16 protein-coding genes are annotated in these 24,262 nt (G+C 36.5%); 14 read left to right on the top strand and 2 right to left on the bottom strand.

Annotated features, from left to right (window positions below; genetic code table 11):
- Window positions 1-43 precede the first annotated feature (43 nt).
- From C406_RS0110800 to C406_RS0110770, 7 genes are all read left to right on the top strand, one after another.
- Window positions 44-784: a gamma-glutamyl-gamma-aminobutyrate hydrolase family protein gene (locus tag C406_RS0110800; RefSeq protein ID WP_017380638.1), complete on the top strand. Its 741-nt coding sequence runs from the start codon at window positions 44-46 to the stop codon at window positions 782-784.
- Between the two features lie 760 nt (window positions 785-1,544).
- Window positions 1,545-2,882, top strand: coding sequence for an aminotransferase family protein (locus C406_RS0110795; RefSeq protein WP_155966731.1), 1,338 nt, complete (start codon window positions 1,545-1,547; stop codon window positions 2,880-2,882).
- A 34-nt stretch (window positions 2,883-2,916) separates the two neighbouring features.
- A complete protein-coding gene (locus C406_RS0110790; protein WP_017380636.1) occupies window positions 2,917-4,332 on the top strand; it encodes an APC family permease in 1,416 nt (471 codons plus the stop codon).
- 37 nt (window positions 4,333-4,369) lie between these two features.
- Window positions 4,370-5,818 carry an NAD-dependent succinate-semialdehyde dehydrogenase gene (locus C406_RS0110785; RefSeq protein ID WP_017380635.1) on the top strand — a complete coding sequence of 483 codons (1,449 nt, stop codon included), beginning with the start codon at window positions 4,370-4,372 and terminating at the stop codon, window positions 5,816-5,818.
- Between the two features lie 156 nt (window positions 5,819-5,974).
- Window positions 5,975-6,301 (top strand): DUF3870 domain-containing protein, encoded by a 327-nt coding sequence (locus C406_RS0110780; RefSeq protein WP_017380634.1) that lies wholly within the window; start codon window positions 5,975-5,977, stop codon window positions 6,299-6,301.
- A 244-nt stretch (window positions 6,302-6,545) separates the two neighbouring features.
- Window positions 6,546-7,706 (top strand): CaiB/BaiF CoA transferase family protein, encoded by a 1,161-nt coding sequence (locus C406_RS0110775; protein ID WP_017380633.1) that lies wholly within the window; start codon window positions 6,546-6,548, stop codon window positions 7,704-7,706.
- Between the two features lie 16 nt (window positions 7,707-7,722).
- Complete coding sequence (locus C406_RS0110770) at window positions 7,723-8,934, top strand: acyl-CoA dehydrogenase family protein (RefSeq protein WP_017380632.1); 1,212 nt, start codon at window positions 7,723-7,725, stop codon at window positions 8,932-8,934.
- Between the two features lie 102 nt (window positions 8,935-9,036).
- On the opposite strand, the gene C406_RS0110765 is transcribed toward C406_RS0110770, so the two are convergent.
- Entirely contained in the window at window positions 9,037-10,680 is a 1,644-nt protein-coding gene (locus tag C406_RS0110765) for a PucR family transcriptional regulator (protein WP_017380631.1), read from the bottom strand.
- Window positions 10,681-10,819: 139 nt separating this feature from the next.
- Here C406_RS0110765 and C406_RS0110760 point away from each other — a divergent pair, with 139 nt between their 5' ends.
- The 5 genes from C406_RS0110760 (at window position 10,820) to C406_RS19525 (ending at window position 17,406) form a co-directional block, all read left to right on the top strand.
- A complete protein-coding gene (locus C406_RS0110760) occupies window positions 10,820-12,289 on the top strand; it encodes a CoA-acylating methylmalonate-semialdehyde dehydrogenase (protein ID WP_017380630.1) in 1,470 nt (489 codons plus the stop codon).
- 372 nt (window positions 12,290-12,661) lie between these two features.
- Window positions 12,662-13,915, top strand: a complete 1,254-nt coding sequence (locus tag C406_RS0110755) for a M20 family metallo-hydrolase (RefSeq protein WP_017380629.1) — start codon at window positions 12,662-12,664, stop codon at window positions 13,913-13,915.
- Window positions 13,916-13,980: 65 nt separating this feature from the next.
- Window positions 13,981-14,202 carry a DUF3311 domain-containing protein gene (locus C406_RS0110750; protein WP_017380628.1) on the top strand — a complete coding sequence of 74 codons (222 nt, stop codon included), beginning with the start codon at window positions 13,981-13,983 and terminating at the stop codon, window positions 14,200-14,202.
- Entirely contained in the window at window positions 14,202-15,668 is a 1,467-nt protein-coding gene (locus C406_RS0110745) for a sodium:solute symporter family protein (protein ID WP_017380627.1), read from the top strand. Before C406_RS0110750 ends, C406_RS0110745 begins: the two co-directional genes overlap by 1 nt.
- An 85-nt stretch (window positions 15,669-15,753) precedes the next feature.
- Window positions 15,754-17,406 carry an amidohydrolase gene (locus tag C406_RS19525; protein ID WP_036654522.1) on the top strand — a complete coding sequence of 551 codons (1,653 nt, stop codon included), beginning with the start codon at window positions 15,754-15,756 and terminating at the stop codon, window positions 17,404-17,406.
- 45 nt (window positions 17,407-17,451) lie between these two features.
- Here the strand turns inward: C406_RS19525 and C406_RS19520 are convergent, their stop codons facing one another.
- The gene (locus C406_RS19520) at window positions 17,452-18,615 is read right to left on the bottom strand and encodes a vanadium-dependent haloperoxidase (protein WP_017380625.1); all 1,164 of its coding nucleotides are present in this window, start codon (window positions 18,613-18,615) and stop codon (window positions 17,452-17,454) included.
- A gap of 422 nt (window positions 18,616-19,037) precedes the next feature.
- Between C406_RS19520 and C406_RS0110730 the strand changes: the two genes are divergently transcribed.
- Both C406_RS0110730 and C406_RS0110725 read left to right on the top strand, forming a co-directional pair.
- On the top strand, window positions 19,038-21,794 hold the full coding sequence (locus tag C406_RS0110730; protein ID WP_017380624.1) for a bifunctional diguanylate cyclase/phosphodiesterase: 2,757 nt from the start codon (window positions 19,038-19,040) through the stop codon (window positions 21,792-21,794).
- Window positions 21,795-21,827: 33 nt separating this feature from the next.
- Complete coding sequence (locus C406_RS0110725) at window positions 21,828-23,465, top strand: thiamine pyrophosphate-binding protein (RefSeq protein ID WP_017380623.1); 1,638 nt, start codon at window positions 21,828-21,830, stop codon at window positions 23,463-23,465.
- Window positions 23,466-24,262: the final 797 nt, after the last annotated feature.

The following is a 24,262-nucleotide window of genomic DNA, read 5'->3' as shown; positions in this document are numbered from 1 at the left end:
ACTATATAAATCTTAGTTTTCTAGAATAAGGGAGTGCTATCGTATGAAACCATGGATTGGTGTTACAGCTCATATAGATAAAGGAGAGTCTCAAGATATTTACCCAAATCATCCTCTCCTTTATATAGAGCGTCACTATATAGAGGCTCTGCAAAGCCATAATATGCAACCAATTTTATTACCCCCAATTTTAGACAGGAATGAAATAAAAAGGTATTTAGGAAAATTAGATGGCCTACTATTATCAGGAGGCGGAGTTTTACCATTAAAAGAACCATCAAGTACATTACCCGGATTAAAAGGGACCGGGGGTGAACGTTATAATAATGAATTAACTTTATTACAGGAAGCTTTACCTTTGAAAATTCCTATTTTGGGAGTTTGTAGAGGGGAACAAATGATTAATGATGTTTGTGGTGGAACATTAAAAAATATAAATGGTTTAATTGAGCATCATCAAGAAAAACAAAATATTCCTGGAGATATACCAACGCATGAAATCAAATTGGAAACAAGTAGTCAGCTTGGAAACATCCTTGGGAATAAAACAGTACAAGTAAACTCCTTCCACCGCCAATGTATAGACCGTTTAGGTGATGGGCTAAAAGTATCTGCTTTGTCAGTAGAAGACAATATCATAGAGGCGATTGAGGGAGAGCAACATCCATGGTTAATTGGATTACAGTTCCATCCGGAGCGATTATGGAAAAATGATTCCATTTGGTCTAATTTGTTTAATAATATGTATGAAGCTACTAAGCTATATAGCCATAATAAAAAATAACAATCATGAGTGTATTGTTATCAAACTGATATTAAAAAGTAAAAGAGCTACGCTTCTTTTTTATAAAGAAGCGTAGCTCTTTTTTATTTACTTTTAACTTACTTTACTCATCTACTTCGCAATTAAACTCGTAAGTATTAGTACTTCAACTCAATCCATTGCCTGATAGTTATGTTTGTACATTATCAGCCTAAATTCTTTTAAACTGCTGTTTAAACTCAAAACTAATTGTCAATATCGTGCTTAATACACTATTTACTTACTACATAACTAATCAAAAACTAACTGAGAAACACTTATGATTTTAAAAAAACCGCCAGTGGAATAATTCGGATTGGAAATTCAGAATTTTCATAATCCATTGACAGAAAAATAATTGGTTGTTATATTGAAAGTAATAGTATTAAATTAAAAAACTAACTGCCAAATCTAGCAGACTCTATTGTATAAATGGAGCTATAAGTAGATAGAAGCCAGTTATACAGACGGGACTTATTTAGCTACCCCTTGTCTTTATAATTGGCTTTTTTAATTTAGACACTAATAAATATGTACAATGAAGACTTCCAGTTGGATTATCTTTTACTTAGGTTCTACTTTCAATCTACTAATAATACATTGTCTAATTGAGCTTATATGTATCTATTTAGGATTGGAATGCATATATAGTAATACCTATACCTAACGTATGTGTGCGCTTATTTTTAGCGTTTGGTATTTTAATAAACTACTAAAAATTGAGGAGGAAATGAATATGAATATGAATGAATTAATCGAATTGGACAAGAAGCACTTTATTCACCCGACGTCATCCATTCAACTGCAACAAGAAAAAGGGGCAAAACTTATTATTGAAAAAGGGGAGGGCATTTATTTAACAACCATTGATGGAAAAGTATTCATTGATGCTATGTCGTCCTTATGGAATGTCAATATAGGACACGGGAGAACAGAAATAGCAGAAGTTGCAATGGAGCAGATGAAAAAGTTAGCTTATAGTTCAGCTTTTTCAACGTTCAGTCATGAACCTGCTATCATGTTAGCTAAAAAAATAGCCGATCTTGCTCCACCTAAATTAAATGCAGTATTTTTCACGTCTGGAGGGTCAGAGTCAAATGACTCGGCTATCAAACTTGTTCGTCATTATTGGAAAATCCAAGGTCAACATGACCGAAATAAAATCATTTCGCTTAAGCGAGGCTACCATGGGGTTGCAGTTGGTGCGACGAGTGCAACTGGAATTCCGGAGTTTTGGAATATGGCGGGACACATGGAAACAGGTTTTGCCCATGCTAAAAATCCATATGAAGTTGGGACAATTAAATCAATTGCATCTATCAGAGAAGTAATTGAGAACGAAGGACCTGATACGGTTGCCGCATTATTAGTGGAACCTGTTCAAGGGGCTGGCGGTGTTCTTATTCCTCCAAGTGATTATTTCCAGGAAATACGTAAACTTTGTGATGAGTATGGAATCTTGTTTGTTGCTGACGAAGTAATCACTGGTTTTGGGCGTACTGGAAAAATGTTCGGCATTGAGCACTGGAATGTTGAGCCGGATTTAATAACTTTTGCTAAAGGTGTCACAAGTGGGTATTTTCCTCTTGGAGGTGTCATTGTATCAGATGAAATTCATGAAGTGTTGAAGGAAAAATCAGAGGGTGTCTTGTTCCATGGCTTTACGTATAGTGGACATCCAACTGGGGCAGCAGTTGCGCTAAAGAATATTGAAATCTTGGAACAAGAAGGGCTAGTTGAAAACTCCAGAAAGATGGGAGAGGAACTATTAAAAGGTTTGAAGGAGATACAAGCGGAATTGAGAATTGTTGGGGATGTCCGTACGATTGGACTTTTAGGAGCGATGGAAATTTTACATGATCCTATTTCGCCAAATTTGAAATTGGCACCAAGAGTGATAGAGGCTTTACATGAAAGAGGCGTAATTTGCCGGGCTGTCACATACGACGATTCTGACATTATCTGTTTTTCTCCTCCATTAACAATTACAAAAGAGCAAATCCAAACACTCATTGAAAAATTACGTGAGTCTGTATTGACTGTTAAACAAGAGTTAGTAAGTCAATTATTAAAACTCTAAAGCAAACATCATGAGCTTGAACGGAGGAAAACAAATGAAAGAGCAACAGTTGTTGAAAGTATTAGGTAATAAGGACGTTCTTGCTCTTGCTTTAGGGGCGATGATTGGATGGGGTTGGGTTGTAACCGCTGGACTTTGGATTACAGAAGCGGGATCCATGGGAGCTATTTTAGCATTCTTAATTGGTGGTCTCCTCGTTATCTTTGTTGGGCTTACGTATGCGGAGTTAGCCGCCGCCCTTCCTCTTACAGGCGGAGAATTATTTTATAGTTACGCAGCAATGGGAAGGACTGCCTCATTCATAACAACTTGGGCAGTTGTTCTTGGGTATGTCTCCGTTGTAGCATTTGAGGCAGTTGCTCTTCCCACTGTTTTTGAATATTTAGTTCCAAACTATAGTATGGGTTATCTGTATACAATTGCAGGTTGGGATGTCAATATTACGTGGGTAGCAGTAGGCGTAATAGGCTCCATTCTTATTGCTTGGATCAATTACCGTGGCATACAGTTATCAAGTATCATTATGTCAATTCTTACTTTGATCATCATTATATCCGGTGTATTATTGGTCACTGGAAGTTCAATAGCAGGAAATATGGAAAACATGAAGCCATTTTTTGAAAAAGGAACTGCAGGAATCATGATTGTTTTAATTATGACCCCATTTATGTTTGTTGGATTTAATGTAATTCCACAAGCTGCGGAAGAGATTAATCTTCCACGCAAAAGGATTGGCCAATTATTAATATTCTCTGTCATCCTGGCAATTACATGGTATGTTTCCATCATTATCGGTGTATCGCGCGTATTGACTCCTTCGGAAATTTCCAATTCCAACTTGGTGACAGCAGATGCGATGGCGAAAGCTTTTGGAGGCAGTCAAATGATGGGGAATGTCCTTGTCTTAGGTGGAATCGGAGGAATACTGTCTAGTTGGATCGGCTTCTATATAGGAGGAAGTCGTGCGATTTATGCACTTGCAAAAGCAGGTATGCTGCCAAAATCTCTGGGTGAGCTTCATCCAAAGTACAAGACACCACATAAAGCAATTTTATTAATCGCAGTATTAACAACAGTAGCACCATTCTTCGGAAGACCTGCACTCGTATGGCTTGTTGATGCAGGTGGGTTCGCATTAATTGTCGCTTGGTTAATGGTGGCTCTATCATTTGTTATTCTTCGTAAAAAACGTCCTGATATGAAGCGTCCGTATCTGGTTCGAGGTGGTAGTGCGGTTGGTTGGATTGCCGTATTCATGTCTTTTGGAATCGGTCTTCTTTATATGCCAGGGATGCCGTCTGCTCTTATTTGGCCGTATGAGTGGATTATCATTATTGTTTGGGTACTAATAGGATTAATTTTATATAAAGTATCGATGTCCAAGTATGGGCCTGACAAGTCTGAAGAACATATGAATAAAGAAATAAAACGTATACTTGAAGAAGATTGAATTTTAACTAGTAAACTTAAGAATGGGGACTAAATGAATGAAACAAACAGTGGAAGAGAAAAACTATTTAATGTATATAAATGGTGAATGGGTTGGAAAAGATCTTGAAGTATTAGATGTTGTAAATCCAGCCAATGGCCAAATTGTAGGTAGCGTGCCAATTGGTGGGGAAGTAGAAGCGAATCAAGCAATTGATGCTGCTTATGATGCATTTCAAACGTGGTCAAAAACAACCGCTTATGAGCGTGCAAGTTATTTAAAAAAATTACATGAACTGATGGTAGAACATCAAGATGAATTAGCACAAATCATGACGGCGGAGATGGGCAAGCCAATAAATGAAGCAAGAGGAGAAGTGATTTACGCTGCAGCTTTTCTGGAATGGTACGCTGAAGAAGGAAAACGTGTATATGGAGAAATCTTGCCTTCTCATATGACGAATAAACGTTTGCAAGTATGGAAAAGACCGGTAGGAGTTGTTGCTGCTATCACACCATGGAATTTCCCTGCTGCTATGTTAACTAGAAAAATGGGGCCGGCTTTAGCGGCTGGTTGCACAATTGTGATTAAACCATCTAGCGATAGTCCTTTAACAGCTATAAAAATGCTGGAGTTATGTGAAGAGGCTGGTTTTCCTAAAGGTGTTATTAACTTGGTGACTGGCTCTTCAAGCCAAATCGGAAAAGCTATAATGGAAAATGAAAAGATTCGTAAAGTTACTTTTACCGGCTCTACTGAAGTTGGGAAAATTTTAATTAAGCAAAGTGCACATCAAGTGAAACGATTATCACTCGAACTAGGTGGACATGCACCGTTGATTGTATTAAATGATGCCAATGTGGAATTAGCAGTAAAAGGTGCAATTGCTTCAAAATTCAGAAACGCTGGTCAAACATGCGTTTGCGCTAATCGAATATATGTGCAATCAGGTATTCATGACGAATTTGTAGAGAAATTTTCTGCAGCAGTTAATCTGATGAAAGTCGGGAATGGTGCCGAAACAGAAGTGAGCATTGGACCACTAATCAATCAAGCGAGTCTCGAAAAAGTGAGCCATCATGTTGAGGATGCACTATCTAAAGGAGCGAAAATCGAAACGGGTGGTAATGAAATTTCAAATAATGGAGGGACTTTCTATGCCCCTACAGTCATTAGTAATGTAAATCCGTCAATGATCGTTATGCAGGAAGAAACATTTGGACCTGTGGCACCTATTCAAAAAGTAGAAACAATGGAAGAAGCAATTTCTTTTGCGAATGATACTCCATATGGATTGGCTGCCTATGTCTTTACTGACAGCGTGGCTAAAGGTACTCTTTTAATCGAGCAACTAAACTTTGGTATTGTTGGTTGGAATGATGGAGCACCTTCAGCTGTTCAAGCTCCATTTGGTGGGATGAAAGAGAGTGGAGTTGGACGTGAAGGTGGACGTGAAGGAATAGAAGCTTTCTTAGAAACACAGTATGTGTCTATCGCAATAAGTTAACTTAGGGAGTGCCATTCATGTGAAGCTATCATGAATGGCATTTTAATGCGAAAATTAGTAATAATATATTATGGTTATTTTTGTAGGAAGTGTTATCTTTAATGGAAGGAGATAGACGGCACAGAGACTATTTATCTCAGAGGGGTGGATTAGAAAATGAATACTTTATTTATTGCTGGACATGCAAGGCTTCCATCAGGAATGGCTGCACAAAATTTATATGAAACGTTGACGATTACAGCTGAAATCGATAAGCAATATGGTGTGATAATTACAGCAAGCTGTACATTAGCAACTCAACATGGACAGGATTTCGTTCATCATTTACTAAGAGGACTTAGCTTACAAGATGGCATTGATAAGCCAATCGAAGCTGTTAGAAATAATTACTTAGGCAAAGCAGGAAATGCACTTATTTCAGCTTTGAAAGACTTATATAAACAGTATGAAACGTATAATTCTTCAAATAATACATCTATATAACGAATAAATAATTTTAATATTGCAAATATAATATAATGTGATATTATTATATGAAATGAATCATGTTGAAACGTTTAAACGTTCATACCACATGATCTTGTTTTATATGAAAGCCATTGCTGCCTAATCTGTTAAAATCCTTAAGGATAATAACTCACAGATAAAAGCCAGTTTAATTAGACTTACAGTTTCTGTAGTCTTTTTGAACTGGCTTTTTGTATTGTGTAAAGAAAGGAGTGAATATGTGACTGGAGCATTAAGTAATATCCGAGTGCTTGATTTATCACGTGTTTTGGCAGGGCCATACTGTACGATGATTTTAGGTGATCTGGGAGCAGAAGTGATCAAAGTAGAAGCACCTGGGGGGAGTGATGAAACGCGTAAATGGGGTCCCCCTTTTAAAAACGGTGTGAGTGCATATTACTTGAGTACGAATCGCAATAAAAAGGCGATTACTGTTGATTTAAAGTCCAAAAGTGGTGTTCAGGTCATTAAAGAGCTTGTCAGTGAAAGTGATGTAATTATCAATAACTTTAAAACAGGAACTATGGAGAATTATGGATTGGACTACGATACTCTTGCAAAAATCAATCCACAAATTGTTTATTGTTCGATAACTGGTTTTGGAGAAACAGGCCCGGATAGAAATGTACCAGGTTATGACTTCATTATTCAGGCAATGAGCGGACTGATGAGCATCACAGGAAACAAAGAATCTGGTCCTCAAAAAACAGGAGTAGCTATAACGGACATTTTGACGGGATTGTACGCCTGTATTGGTATTCAAGGTGCTTTACTAGAACGGGTACAGTCTGGAAAAGGTCAAAGTTTAGATATTTCTCTTTACGATACTGCCGTTAGTGCATTGGTGAATATTGGAAGTAATTATTTGATGTCAGGAGTGACACCTACAGCGCTTGGAAATGAACATGCCAATATTGTTCCGTACCAAACATTTAAAACGTTAGACGGAGAGATTGTCATCGCAGTCGGAAATGACAATCAATTTTCATCACTTTGTCAAATAATGAATGTTCAACATCTATCTACTGACGAACGTTTTATGACGAATCCACAGCGAGTGGAAAATCGAAAAGAATTGATTCCTTTATTACAAGAGGTCTTTTCTACAAAACCAACCGCTTTTTGGCATAAGGATTGCAGAGCTAATAATATTCCTTGTGGTCCTATCCAGAATATAGAGCAAGTAGTAAATGATCCACAATTGGCTGCACGCAATATGTTTATCGAACATGACCATCCAACAGCAGGCAAGATAAAAATGATTGGCAGTCCATTAAAACTTTCACGGACACCGGTCACCATGAAACACCATCCACCTAATCCAGGAGAACATAATGATGAAATACTAGGTCGTTTAGCTAGTTCAAAATCAACTAAATAAAAGGGGAGATCATTGTATGAATTTTTCATTTTCAGAAGAGCAAAACATGTTACGTAGCACAGTAAGAGGGTTTGTTGACAAGGAAATCATGCCTTATATTGGAGAATGGGATCGCCAAGGAAAATATGATTCGGCTATTTTACCGAAACTTGCAGACCTTGGATTAATGGGTGTTTGTATTCCAGAACAATATGGTGGTAGTGGGATGGACTATAATTCATTAGCAATCGTTTGTGAAGAATTGGAACGTGGAGACACTACTTTCCGTACAGCCGTTTCAGTTCATACAGGCTTAAACAGCATGACATTGCTCCAATGGGGCAGCGAAGAACAGAAACAAAAGTACTTAGTTCCCCAAGCAAAAGGTGAAAAAATCGGCGCTTTTGGTCTAACTGAACCAGGAGCAGGGTCAGACGTAGCAGCCATGCAAACAACAGCTGTGAAAGAAGGCGATCATTACATTTTGAATGGACAAAAGACATGGATTTCATTATGTGATCAGGCTGATACCTTCTTAGTATTCGCATACACAGCCGATAAAACAAAGAAACATAAAGGGATATCAGCATTCATCGTTGAAAGAGCTTGGGAAGGCTTCTCCTCTAAAGCGATAAAAGGAAAGCTGGGTATTCGTTCAGGAAATACAGGAGAAATATTCTTTGAAAATGTCAAAGTACCAAAAGAGAACCTGCTTGGTGAAGAAGGCGAAGGATTTAAAATTGCCATGGCTGCTCTCGATAACGGTCGATTCACTGTTGCCGCAGGAGCAGTTGGTCAAATTATGGCATGTATCGAAGCAAGTGTAAGTTATTGTCATGCTCGTGAGACATTTGGTAAAGAAATCGGCAAGCATCAACTAGTTCAACAGATGATAGCGAATATGGAAGCTGGCTTTGAAATGAGTCGTTTACTCGTTTACCGAGCAGGGGAATTAAAAAATGCAGGGAAGCGTAATACACGAGAAACATCTCTTGCTAAATGGCAAGCATGTGACTTCGCAAACAAGTCGGCAGATGACGCTGTTCAGATTCATGGAGCATATGGCTATTCAGATGAGTATCCAGTTGAACGCTATTTACGTAATTCCAAGGCGCCTGTTATTTATGAAGGTACGCGTGAAATCCACACAATTATGCAGGCAGAATATGTGTTAGGTTACCGAGAAGATAGAAAGTTAAATAATATGTTACCAGCATGGGAAGACGAAGAGAGTAAGTCTCTCGTATAAGTTATTAAAGTGAAAAACGTTTGGTGGGTAACACACCAAACGTTTTTTTTGTGAAATAAGGACTTATTGCTGTTTAAATATTCAAAAAGGGTAAGGAAGAGTTTATCGAGAAAAACTTATTGTCCCTTCAATATTGACTAGCTGATGTGCCTTTATGGCAACTTCGAGTGCCAGACGGTTCGATGGTTCCATAAATTTTGAGCCTAGAATTGATTCTAGCTTATCAAGTCGGTTATATAACGTTTGTCTGACGATAAATAAACGATCTGCTGTTTCGTTCTTAACCCCGTTGCATTCCAAATATACACAGAGAGTAGCAAATAGTGAACTTTCCATCTTTTTATCGTAATCCAGTACAACATTTAAATAGTCATTTATATAGTCTTCAAGATAGCCACTATTTTTTAATGTCAGTAGCAGCCTGTAAATACCAAGGTTTTCATAGAAGTAAGTTTTCGCTATTTTGGAGCCGTACATTTTAAAAACTTCTTTTGCTTCTTTATAGCCGTCTTTTACTTGGACAAGATCTTTATAAACTCTACTGATACCAAATGTGCAACTGCTTCCATCCAGATAACTTTGCTCTTTCATTTCTGTAATACTTCGTATGATTTGCGAGAATTTTTCGGTTTCTCCCTTTAAACAATCATCGGCGATAAAAGAAGCGATTACCGATATTTCTGACTTTCCTGAAGAAACTGCTGGGAAAAAACCATGCCGCTTGAAAAGGGTACGGACTAACATAGCCCTTTGCAACTTTACTTCTTCCCAGTCTTCTTCCACGATACTTATTTCTGGAAAATCCATTTGAATTAAAAAAATTCTGAAATACATTTTACTGTTGGCAGTTGGCAAATAAGTATGGATATCGTCCTGTTCGTATTCTCGTCCTTTCATTAAATTCCGTACGATTTCATCTTCCATGTTCTGGCGTCGTTCTTCGATTGTCTTGATTCGCAATAGAATTTGCGCAATGGCGAGCGCAGCCCGATCTAAAATGAGAAAGAAAAGCTCACTGGATAGTTGTTGTTTCATCTGTATACATAAGTAACCCCAAGTTTGTCCAAGTCCTCTGACTGGCATGAGTGCAAATATGTCATTATCGATGGTAATGGTTATTTTCTCCGTATTGTCCATTTGAGATTTTTCTATATATCCACGAATAGCCGTTTCTAAATTTCCGATTTCTGAAGGATAATAATGCGATTTTGAATCATCCGTAATGAATAGCACACCTTGCTGAAAATAGTTATGCAACTCTTGAAGGATTTTTAAGATGCCATTAGGAGCAAGAGAAAGTCCGATGAATTTCCTCGACAATGTATCGAGTTGAGTAAGCATCTGGTGATGTTGGTTAATTATATGGGTATGCAAGTCCTGTGTTATATCAACAAATTTCACGATTTCCTCGAAAATTATTATGGGAAAGTCATGCTCATTCGCTAATTGGATGAGTTCAAACGGAATTTCTTTGAAATAGGTACCTATTTCAATACAAATAGCAGCCGCATTTTTATCAATTAAGCTATTGAGATACTTATGTTGAGTAGGCAAATCAAGTTGAAGACCAACACCCGTCGTTAAAATTAGTTCCCCTCCGTTAATAAGGGATTCAAATTCTTTTACTTCTAATATATGTGTCCACTTTACTTGTCTAGTTAATCCTTTCGAGCCAGCTATGACTTTAGCAGAATTAAATGTCTCGCGATTTAAAATGTCTTTAACTGTTAATACAAATTCCGTCATCTAAAATAGCACCTCCAAAAAGTTAAAAAAAATCATGAATGACTATACTTTATGTAAAGTGAAACAATTCCAAATTTTCGGTAATATAGATAGTGTAAACTACGTTAGGTATAAAGAAAAGTAGAATTGGAGGAAGATTATGAATAAATTAGCCGTTAAAAAGAAAACGCTTTTAAACTATATCGATGGACAATGGGTAAAATCGACGACAGATAAGTACTTAGAAGTTCCAAATCCTGCAACAGGTGAAATATTGGCAGAAGTTCCCATATCAACACAAGAAGATTTGGAAAAAGCAGTAGTAGCTGCAAAAAAAGCATTTTCTACATGGAAAAAAGTTGCCGTTCCTCAACGTTCAAGAATTCTTTTTAAATATCAACAATTATTGATTGAAAATCGAGAGGAACTTGCAAAGCTTATTACGATAGAAAATGGTAAAAACTACAATGAAGCTTTAGGTGAAGTTCAGCGGGGAATCGAGTGTGTTGAATTTGCATCAGGAGCCCCAACATTAATGATGGGTTATCAACTTCCTGATATTGCAACAAATATCGAGTCAGGTATGTATCGTTATCCTCTAGGTGTAGTGGCGGGGATCACACCGTTCAACTTTCCAATGATGGTGCCTTGTTGGATGTTCCCACTTGCCATTGCTAGTGGAAATACCTTTATTTTAAAACCATCTGAGCGAACACCTCTTCTGGTAAATCGTCTTGCTGAGTTGTTGGAGGAAGCAGAACTACCAAAAGGTGTATTTAACATTGTGCACGGGGCACATGATATTGTTAATGGCATTCTCAGCCACCCAGATATTCCAGCAGTATCATTCGTTGGGTCACAGCCGGTAGCGGAGTATGTTTATAAAACAGGAACGTCAAACGGTAAGAGAGTTCAAGCACTTGCCGGTGCAAAAAATCATACAATCGTCTTGCCTGATGCTGATATGGATTTAACTGTTACAAATATTATAAATGCAGCTTTTGGATCTGCAGGAGAAAGATGTATGGCCTGTGCAGTTGTTGTTGCAGTTGGTGATATTGCTGATGAACTTGTTACTAGATTAGTAGATGAATCGAACAAGATGACAATCGGTAATGGTTTGGAAGAAGATATCTTCCTTGGACCAGTCATTAGAGATTCTCATAAAGATAAAACACTTAGTTATATTGATTCTGGCGTTAGAGAAGGAGCGACGCTTTTACGTGATGGACGAGACGACAATTCCTCTTCTGAAGGTGGGTATTTCGTAGGACCAACGATTTTTGATTATGTAACTCAAGAAATGAAAATCTGGAAAGAAGAGATTTTCGCCCCAGTGTTGTCAATTGTAAGAGTGGAGACAATCGAAGATGCAATTGAGTTTACAAATAAATCCGATTTCGCCAACGGAGCTTGTTTATTCACGGACAGTGCGAAAGCTATTCGTCAATTCAGAGAAGAAATCGATGCAGGTATGCTAGGTGTGAACTTAGGTGTTCCAGCTCCAATGGCTTTCTTCCCATTCTCTGGGTATAAAAAATCATTTTATGGCGACCTCCATGCAAACGGACGGGATGGAATCGAGTTTTACACACGCAAGAAAATGGTAACCGCTCGTCATTCATATTAAAAATTAGTGTTTTAAAAAAGGACAAAATGAGCCGTGAAGTACTTGGAGAAGCAGCGTCGTATACCAAAATGTATGGATTACATGTGGAGCGAAGAGGCAAGCTTACCAGCTAATTCACGGCTTTAAATGAACTTCTAATATAGGCAATGCTCTGTGAGTAACCTAAGAGTTAGCAAATCCGGTGTTAATCTGTACTTATTGAACTTTAATAAAAACGTATAACCTAGTTCCTTAGTCATTAAAAAACCAATATGAACTGGATATAAATAAATAATCTTTTATTAATTAAACATTATGTAGCATGATTTTAGTAACATTTTTCATGTATATTAAAGACTGAATAATCAACTTATTGAAAAGGGGTTATATGATTTGATAATTCAAGAAGCGCTAACCATAAATAAAAATCGATTAGAACAAAGAATAACTATTCTATCTCAAATAGGTAAAATCGCCGATACAGGAGTTTGTCGACTTACATTGTCAGATGAGGATAGACAGGCTGTTGAAACCGTAAAAAGTTGGATGGAGGAAGCAGGCTTAACAGCAAAAATTGATGATTTTGGAAACTTAATTGGTCGGCTAGAAGGAAAAAATCCGAAGTCTCCTATTTTAATGATTGGATCACATATTGACTCTCAACCATATGGTGGAAGATTTGATGGTGTCATTGGTGTACTTGGTGCACTTGAAGTGGTTCAAACCATGAAAGAGAAAAACATAGTTCCAAGCATGCCAATTGAAGTAGTTGCGTTTTCAGATGAAGAAGGCTGTCGCTTTAATAAGGGGTTATTCGGGGTTAGAGGAATACTTGGAAAACTAGAGGAAGGCGAATTAAATCGTACAGATAAAAATGGAATAACAAGAAGAGATGCACTCGTTCAATTTGGATGTGACCCAACTAAATTAAAAGAATCACAATATCCAGTCGACAGTATTCAAGCGTTTCTTGAAATGCATATTGAACAAGGACCAATTCTTGAAGACAAAGGTTTACCAGTAGGTATTGTTACAGGTATTTCTGGTCCGTTATGGTTAACGGTGGAATTGGAGGGATTCGCAGGTCATGCTGGGTCAGTACCAATGCCTATGCGAAAAGATGCACTAGTTGGAGCAGCAAAGGTTATAGTCGCACTCAATGAACTAGCTAGTCAGGATGCTAGTGCACCTACTGTTGGAACAGTAGGAAGTATGACTATTTTTCCGGATTCCCGTAATATCATTCCAGAGAAGGTCAGCTTTACAATTGATTTAAGAGATATTGATATCGAACGTAGGCACAGAATCGAAAAGCAATTAAGAAATCGAATAAGAGAAATTACTGAAGAACATCAATTAACTTGTAAAATCTCAGAAGATACAAATAGTGAACCACGCTATTGTTCTGACAGAATTATGAAGATTATGAAGGATGAAAGTGATCAAATTGGCTTAAATGCAATTGAATTAATGAGCGGTCCATTTCACGATGCATTAGCCATGTCTTATGTATGTGATTACGGAATGATTTTTGTTCGCTGTAAGGACGGAATTAGTCATAATCCGAAAGAATTTTCAACCATTGAAGATATCTCGTTAGGAACTGAACTATTATATCGAACTGCTCTTAAAATGGTGAAGGATTGATAGATTAGAGAAGGAATTTGGGGTGGTGACTCACCACCTTGAAAATACATAAAAGGAGATGGAGTATGAGTACACGAAAATTTTATACACTCTATATTGCGATTGCAACACTTCCATTTTTAATGCTAGTTTTCCCCTTATTTGAAATTGGAAACCGTGCTACACCTATTGTAATGGGATTACCATTTTCATTTTTTTGGGTAATATTATGGATTGTGATTACTTTTGTGGCTCTGATAATTTTATATTCTCTTGACCCAGATAATAAAGAAGAGGAGGATGTCTAATGCCAGGCTGGCAAATAGCTTTAATAATGATGATTGGTTACCTTGTAATTGCTTTAGCTGTGGGTATGATGGCGGGCAGAGGGCAAGACAGTAGTTCACTAAATGAATTTGCTGTTGCTGGCGGGAAGCTTAATTTATTTGTCATGTGGTTTTTAATGGGTGGAGCTGTGTTCAGTGCATTTTCATTTCTAGGTGCTCCAGGTTGGGCATTTTCAAAAGGTGCCCCGTCCCTATATATTATTACATATACAGCATTCGCAATTTTACCTTGGTATATTATTGGACCAAAGATAGGGAGAATTGGGAAAAAGCATAATTTTTATACTGTTGCTGCTTTTATGAAAGGAAGGTTTAACAGCCCTACTTTAGCAATTATTGTTGGTTTAATTGCTTTATTCGCATCCGTTCAATATTTAGCAACACAGATGTCTGGTATGGCTCTTATTTTTAACATAATGACAGAGGGGCGTATCCCATTTTGGTTAGGTGCACTTGTATCTTACGGCATTGTTGTCATCTATGTTGCAACTGGTGGATTACGAGCTGCTGCTTGGTCGGATGTATTCCAAGGTTTGTTAATGATCATCATTTCTTGGGCTGTAGGTTTAACAATCGTCTATCAATTACACGGTGGAACAACAGAGATGTTTACAACGATTGCGAGAGAAACACCAGAATTCCTCCAGATTGGAAAAGCAGGGTCAACAATGGGGAGTGTGGCTTATACAACCACCATTTTAGTATCCGTCATCGGCTTCTTAATGTGGCCTCATTTGTTTTCAAAATCGTACGCTACTACTCCTAGAACAATTAAAAAAACAGTTCTAGCCTACCCGATTTTTGCCTTGTTTCTTGTGCCGCTTCTTTTAGTAGGGTTTGCTGCTAGAGGAGTAATAGATTCAGGACAACTAGATAGCCCAGATCAGGTGTTACCATTTTTAATCACAACGGTATTAAACTTACCTGGATGGCTTTATGGACTTGTTGGTGCCGGGGCACTTGCGGCAGCCATGTCAACTGCAGATGCAATTACGCATAGTGCCTCATTAGAAGTAACCGATGGTGTTGTAAAGAATATATGGAAAAATCTTTCTGATAAAAGAACTCTGTTAATCATGCGAATTGGTGTTTTTGTAATCGGAGGTATCGCTTATTATATAACTGTATTCGGAGGTCAAGGATTAATTGCTCTTTTACTAGGTGCTTATGGTTCTATTGTGCAGTTTGCACCTGGTGTATATAGTGCATTATATTGGAGACGCGCAACGACAAAAGGTGTAATTTCAGGTCTTGTTGTAGGAACTTTAGTAAATTATTACTTCCAACTCGTTGCGGGATCGACACCATTTGAAATCCACGCAGGAATATTGGGATTAATAGCGAATATCCTTGTAATGGTAACTGTTAGTTATTTAACAAAAGCACAAGATGATGAAGTTGTCAGAAAATATGTAGATGCAAAATAAAGATGAATAAAAAAGTTATCGGTTCCCTCTTAACAAAATGAGACCGATGACTCTTTTTTATAGTTATTAGGGAGATGTGAATATGATGAAAGCCGATTTGGTATTTATAAATGGTGAAGTTGTTACTATTGATCACGATAATAGGGTGCTAGAGGGTGTAGCAATAAAGGACAATAGAATTATTGCTGTTGGATCAAACAGAGAAGTTCAGCAATATTGTTCAGATGACACAACTAGTATTGATCTTGATGGAAAAACGCTACTACCGGGCTTTATTGATGCACACATACATCTTACTATTTATGGAACAAACTTATTAGGTGTAAGTTGTATAGCACCTCATATACATTCTCTTCACGATTTATTTGTCGATTTGAGAAAAAAATCTATGATAACTCCTAAAGGGCAATGGGTTCGTGCATGGGGATTTAATGAAATAAAGTTGGTAGAAAATCGTTTTCCAACTATACAAGAACTTGATGAAATCTCAACGGATCATCCGATTGTCATTATTCGAACATGTAATCATACGTCCATTGCTAATAGTAAAGCATTAGAAATTGCAAATATTACAGAAGGCACTAGTGATCCTGCCGGTGGAATCATTGAAAGAAATCAGGATGGAAGTCTTACTGGAAAGTTGATTGAAAATGCTCATATGAATCTCTTTGAATATGCAAGTTATAATGCTGAAGAATTAAGAGTAGGGATGAAGCTTGCCTCTGAAGAATTTATTAAAGCAGGTGTAACAAGTATTCATGATGCTGGTGCATATGGAGAAGGCTCGGAAAATCTTCGAATCATGCAACAAGGTGTAAAATCTAAAGATATTAAAGTACGAGTCTATGCAATCATAGGTTCTTTGACAAATTCTCATAATTTCGTTCTTAAAATGATTGAAGCAGGTCCTATAACTGGCTTGGGTGACGATTGGTTGAGAATTGGTCCAGCCAAATTGTTTACAGATGGCAGTAGCATAGGACCGACAATTGCAACTCGTGAGCCATATTCACATTCTGAAAATGATTATGGGATTATTTATTATAATCAAGACGAGTTAAACCGAATATTGGGTGAAGCTCATAAGAAAGGATTTCAAATTACTGCCCATGCACAAGGAGACCGAGCAGTCGAAATGCTTTTAGATTGTATTGAAAAGGCGTTAATAGAACATCCAAGGAAGGACCATCGTCACAGAATCGAACATGCTGGGATCGCTCCGCTAGATTTACAAGAAAGAATAAAAAAGCTAGGTGTAGTCATTATCCCTAATCCAGTATTTATGTACGCAAATGGAGATACTTATCTTGAATATTATGGAGAGAGGGTAGAAGTAATGTACCCAGCCCGCGACTATATTGACCAAGGGATCATCGCTGCTTTTGGATCTGATGCTCCTGTTACTTTTCTTGATCCATTACTTGGAATCCACGCGGCAGTAAATAGAATGTCTATAAAAGGGCAGTCAGTGGGAGAAAACCAATGCATTGGGATTATGGAAGCCATACGAGCCTACACCTGGAATGGAGCGTATGCGAGTTTTGAAGAAAATAGCAAGGGGAGTATTGAAGTTGGGAAGTTTGCTGATATGGTTGTCTTAAACGACAGTATTTTGAAAGTTGATAAAATGGACATAAAAAATGTTCAGGTAGATCTAACCATGGTTGATGGTAAAGTTTTATATGACCCGAAAAATCTTAGCAGAGTGAGATCTATTCACATACCAATAGTCAACTAATTTAATAGATTGATTTGTAAAGTTTACAAGAAAAAACCTCTTCATTTAGAAGAGGTTTTTAAAATTAAAGAAAGGAGGTGGACTCCTACGATTTTGGTGTGAGGAAGATTCTGCTTTGTCATTGTGTTTATCACTATCACTGCTTTCAATATCCTTGAATTTGTCTTTTTCACTGTAAACGTCATTATGTCTGTTATTATACCTCTCAATGTCTCTTTTATTGTCACTGTAAAGGTTTTTGTATGTGTCACTGCCAACATTTTTGTGTTTGTCTCTGCTATTATCCTTGATTTTGTCTTTGCCTTCGTAACTGTGTTTCTCTTTGTCCTTGAGTTTGTCAGAGTCTCCGTAACTGTATTCCTCTCTATCCTTGTCTTTTCCCTTTACTCGAGATGAACAATCATCCGTAAAATCATATGGGATAAATTGTTTAAAGTCATCTGCAAAGAAATCAGCATTACGGTATTCTCTGTAAGGGGTATCAATAGGTGTACGATTTGGATTACGCTGTGACTTTAAGTGATCTACAACCACTTTTCCTATAAACCTTCCTAATTTTAGCCCTTCGGTATTATCGATTGGAAAATGAACGCCTGCATATAAACGGCTGACCGCATCATCTTCAGCAAATTTGCGTAGTTTTTTTGCTTCTCGCGGAAAGAAATAACTTAATACCACTTCTGAACAGCCTGACATGCTAGCGTGCCCTGAAGGATAGGTTGGGAATCGCGGTGTACAGATTAGCGTCTCCATCTCATAGTCGTATTGATTGGGCCTCGCCGTATCCCATTTGTATTTTAAATCCCAAACCACAATCATGGTGTCGTTTACAGCTGCTTGCACAGCTAATAATATTCGTGCAGCATAAACTGGTGTGACTCCATATGAATCAATTAAACGGTCAATGACAGGACTCCACTGTTTAGTAGGGACGCCTGTTCCGTAAAATATCCCGATTTTCTCATGTATTGGGTTATTGTTTCTGAGAGTGCTTTGGACAATCTTTAATTCTTTCTCAAAGTCAATATGGTCTGGATGTATTATTGGTAGCAGTATTTTTGCTCCTTTTGGATTAAGAAAGTCGCCTTTTCTGTTTCTTTTTAAATATGTTAAGGACCAAGAACCTGCAGTAGATGTGATAGGGTTACCTGGTGGTTTTGATTCTCCAGCGTAAGGAACCTTGGACCAACGTAAAAATTTGTTACTCATTCTTATTCACCTCCAAACTCTTTTTTTATATTATGAGAGAGACTGGGATTGTGGGTGTGCTTTTTAGAATGTTGTGCAATTTCTTCGTGAAAAAAATAAAATTCCCTGGAATCTAAATTCTAAGGAGGTTTGCTTTTAGAGGATTTCGTTCGCGGGTTCGTAAGGTCAAATCAACTTAGGGGACGGAAGCGATGCCGGATTATTATCACGGTTCACTAATGGAACTACATGGATTCGCCTAGCAATAAATCAAAAATTAAATATGTACTACTTCTTATATAACAATAATGGTAAAATTATCTTAAAAGAATATTAATGACCGTTAAATGGTTGATAATATTTTCCCGTTAAACCGAATTATAATTGAATGAAAAAAACTATTAAGTGGAGCAATAGAAATGGTAGAAATGGAGAGCATGTAAATGGTAAAAGAACAAACAAGATACTCTCGTCTCGCGCATATTACAAAATTGATAAATACGAAGCTCGAATTGCGAGAAGTATTGGAGCAGGTATCCACAGCAATATCTGAAGAAATAGTTCAATGTGACTCTGTTGGGATTTATTTGCCACAGAAGAATGGAAAGTTCAGAGGATATGTAGGGAAGCCAGAGGTCATTAATGGCATGACGTTGGATATGCATGTCATCGAAACTGAATTTGATTTACTTGCAAAAGAAGTAATTGAAACACAAAAAACTATTTACATACCAGATACATCGAAGGATAATCGTCCTGATTCTAGAGCTGTGGAAGGATTTAAAATTAAATCTTTATTGGCTCTTCCTATTTCATATGAGGATGAGTTGTTCGGCCTTGTTTTTTTATTTGATTATGGGATTCCTATGAACTTAACAGAGGAAGAAATTCAGACTGTTGAAGCATATGTGAACATGGCTGGTGTTGCTATTCAAAATGCGACAAATTTAACTCGTAAGGAGAACCTCTTAGCAGAAAAGCAATTGCTATTAGATCTTACACGTGAATTATCTATGTGTGCCTCGATGAAAGAGGTTCTAGATAAATGCTGTTATTATGTTGGAAAAGTGTTAAAAAACGATAATATTGGCGTGCACTTACTAGACCCTTTAGCAGGGAAAAGAATTAAACCAGCAAGTTTAAGCAGGGATAGTGATTGGACAGAAGAAGACTGGATGAATACACATAAGAAGTTTCAAATTGACCAAACCAATGATGCGGTGTTGCAAGAGGTGATTAGGACAAAAAAACCTTTGCTTATTCCAGATGTTTCTATAGATGAAAGAGTGAATCATAATGTTTGTATCAATTTTGGAATAAAAGGTATGTCTATGTTGCCTTTAATTGCAATGGGCAAGGTTTTAGGAGCATTGGCTATTGTTGAACTTAAGGAAAAAGACCTTACTTATCCGGAGTCAGATATACAACTAGCACAATCTATTGCAGATGCTACTGCCTCGACGCTGTCAAACTTATTATATGTGGAAAAGCAAGAGGTGATTATTGAAGAGAGAACTTCAGAAATTAGGGTTAAAAATAATGAGCTTGAAAGAGTTGTCTTAAAATTAGAAAATCTAAGTCGCGAAAAAGAATTAATTCTAAACTCAGCAGGAGAAGGGATTTTTGGGTTGGATCTTGATGGGAAAATTACATTTTGTAATCCAGCTAGCGAATTTATGTTGGGTTATGAGAAAGGTGAATTAATAGGAAAATCATATAGGTTAATTTTTGAAAGAAATAAGAAACAAAATATATCAGCTTATAGCGATGGAAATCAAAAGTTTATAAAAAAGGACAATTCTAGCTTCTTCGTGGAATATGTCATCTCATTAATAAAAGAAGAAGATTCGATTCTGGGCGAGGTAGTTACATTCAAAGATATAACGGAACGGAAGCAATTAGAGGAAGAGATTAAATATCTTGCTTACTTTGACAGTTTAACAGATTTGCCTAATAGAGTTTTTTTAAACGATAGACTAAATCAAGGTATAATTAATGCAAAGAATAAAGGACAAAAAATTGCAGTTCTGTACTTGGATTTAGATCGCTTTAAACTGGTAAATGATAGTTTAGGGCATAGCTATGGAGACCTTTTATTGCGAGATGTAGCAAAACGATTAAGAGTTAGTATACCAAAGGAAGCTATTGTATCGCGGCAAGGTGGAGACGAATTCACAATCGTTTTACTGAACATTATAAGTCAAAAGGATATTTTGAAGGTTGTTGAACAGGTAACAGAATCTTTTGCTAAGCCATTTTGTTTAAAAGGAAATGAAATATATATTAAAACTAGTATTGGAATTAGTTTATTTCCAAATGACGGCGATACGGCTGAAATTTTAATTAAGAATGCAGATGCAGCTATGTATAAGTCTAAAGAAATATCAGGTACCTCTTTCCATTTCTTTAAAAGTGAAATGAATAATAGAAATCTTAAGAGTATTAAGCTAGAAAATGCTTTATATAAGGCATTAGATCGAGAGGAGTTAGTTATATATTATCAGCCTCAAATTGATAGTAAAACAAATACTATTATTGGAGCAGAAGCTTTACTGAGATGGAATCATCCGACAGAAGGCATGATATCACCTGTTGAATTCATTCCGATTGCTGAAGAAACCGGATTAATCGTTCCGATTGGAAGATGGGTTCTTATAAATGCCTGTAAACAATTGAAAGAATGGCACATCCAAGGACATTCACACATGAGTATTTCAGTAAATTTATCGAGTCGACAGTTTGAAGAGAATAATTTAGTATCTATGATAAAAAGCATCTTAGAGGATTTAGATCTAGCGCCCGAATTTTTACATATAGAACTTACTGAAAATCAAATTATTAAAAATACAGACATAACGATAAAAAAAATGAAGCAATTAAAACTTTTAGGAATAAACATAGCGATTGATGATTTTGGTACTGGTTATTCATCATTGGGTTACTTGAAAAATTTCCCGATTGATGCATTAAAGATCGATAAATCGTTTATTCAAGATATTGGAAAAGATGATGATAATGCGGCAATTACAAATACAATTATAACTTTAGCTCAAAATTTAAATCTTAATGTAATTGCTGAAGGTGTCGAGACAAAAGAACAATTAGAATTTCTATTGTCTAAAAACTGTTATATCATGCAAGGATTTTACTTTAGTAAGCCGATTAGGGCTGAAGAGCTTACTAAGATATATTTATCATAATACTAGCTATTTATTTTATTGAGGAGGATTTTAATGAAAGCAGTTCGTTCCGTATTAGAATATTTAAAAGGAATTGGAGTTAAACATGTCTTTGGTATTCCAGCAGGTTCCGTAAATGCATTTTTTAATGAACTTTATGATATGCCAGAGATAACACCAATTGTAACAAAGCATGAAGGAGCAGCAGCGTATATGGCGGCTTCTTATGCTAAGCACACTCAACAAATGAGTGTATGTATAGGCTGTAGTGGACCTGGTGGAACAAACTTAGTAACAGGTGCTGCTAATGCAATGCGAGAGCATTTACCTGTTTTATTTTTAACAGGTGCTGTTCCAGTTAACACAATGGGATTAAATGCTTCTCAGGAATTGGATGTTAACCCAATCTTTCAATCAGTTACAAAATATAGTGTAACGGTTACAGATGCAAAGGATTTACTTAACGAAATAGTTAAAGCAACAGAAATTGCGATTTCTGGAGTACCAGGTCCTGTTCACATTGCCATGCCGATTGATGTTCAACATGGTGATGGAGGAATTACTGAAATACCGGCTTTAACTAATAGAAAAGACTTAATTCCTGACCTTGATATAATAGAAAGAGTATCTAAAGAACTAATACATAGAGAGAGCGGTTATATCTTTGTAGGTCAAGGAGTAAGAAATTCTGTTGAACAATTACTAGAGTTAGCAGAAATGTTGGATTGGCCGATTTTAGTAACGCCTCAAGCAAAAGGGCTAATTCCAGATGATCATCCTCTTCTAGCTGGGGTTTTCGGTTTTGCTGGTAATGACTATGCTTCAAAACTAATAAACGAAGGCGACGCTCAAACATTGTTGATCATAGGTTCAAGTCTAGGGGAGACAGCAACAAATAATTACAATTTAAACCTTACAAAAGATCGTTTCACTGTACAAATGGACTTTGACCCGTCTGTGTTTAACCGGAAGTATGAGATCGATATTCCTGTTTTAGGGGATATACATTTAAGTTTAATATTCTTAATAGAAGAATTGAGATCTCTTGGATTATCTAGAAAAAATACAAAGCATATTGAAAAGAATAATGACATAGTGGGTATCGAGGAATATAGTACTAAAAATGTACTATTAAAGTTACAAGAATATTTACCTTCTTCTACTAGATATTCAATAGATATTGGTGAATTTATGGCGTATGTTATACATCACATGAAAGTTTTAGATTTTGATACGTTTGATATTAATGTTCATTTTGGGGCTATGGGTAGCGGTATTGGCTCGGCAATAGGTTCGAAACTTGCTGAACCTCAGCGACCAGCTGTAGTTATTACAGGTGACGGATGCTTCTTCATGCATGGGATGGAAATATTAACAGCGAAGGAATATAATTTGCCTATTTTATTTGTTGTGATGAATAATGCACGTTTAGGAATGGTATATCATGGACATAAATTGCAATATAAACGCACTCATCCAAATTTTGAGCAGGAACCAATCAATATTTCAGCAATGGCTACAGCTATGAATATACCAAGTTTTAGAATGGATAATATGGAAGATCTAAATCAAGACGTTATTAATAATTTAACAAATTTAAATGGTCCAGCTATTTTAGAAGTTGTTTTAATAGATAATAATGTACCTCCTATGGGGGATCGTGTTAAGTTTTTATCATCTTTTGGAAAATAAAAGTAATTAAAACCCTCTTTCCAATTATTTGGAAAGAGGGTTTTTAATTCCGTTAATTAGTGAGCTTGTATTTGACGTGAGTTATAGTTGTATGTTGCGAATTAAAAAGGTCAAAACCAAGGTTCATCATTCTGAAACGGATATAGATTTTTGGGGAAATCAGTAACAAAAAGAGGGTTGTTTGCTAAGATAAAATTCGTAACAAACAACTCTTTTTTAAATTAGGCTCTGTTAAAGGAAAAGGTTGATTAATCGTTAAATAATAGGGAGGATGAGTTGGACGAACCATTTTTTTCTTTCTATCCAAAAAATCGTTTAATGAAAGGCGTCTTCTTTTCCCATTGTTAATAATAAATAGTCTAATAAGGAAGATCCTAATCACAGTCGTATTTGATTAGGATCTTTCATTTTATTATAAATATAGATGCAATATAATGAGTTGAGATATTAAGGTAATTATATAAAAGAGATTTTAAATAAATTTTTAGTTCTACTTATTAAGATGCGTGTTTTTATAATTGATTTATTTTATTTTCGTATGAATACCGACCGATAGTCTATGACGACGAGTACCATTGAGCTTATCGCACGTTATATGCTACCCATATTCCTACTACCAAGCATCCCTAATACCAGCAGTTATTCTTTGATATCTTAGCACGTATAATTTCGATGTTAGTTCATTTGGTAGTTGCTTATATTGTTCATTATTCGCTATCATATAGGAGCCACCTCTTCTGTATTAATAGTGTTTTCTAATCAAATTCACTATACTGAACTGAGCCCTTATTAACGGA

This window comes from Paenisporosarcina sp. TG-14 (genome assembly GCF_000297555.1).
Taxonomy (GTDB): domain Bacteria; phylum Bacillota; class Bacilli; order Bacillales_A; family Planococcaceae; genus Paenisporosarcina; species Paenisporosarcina antarctica.
This window is presented reverse-complemented; position numbering and strand designations above follow the sequence as displayed.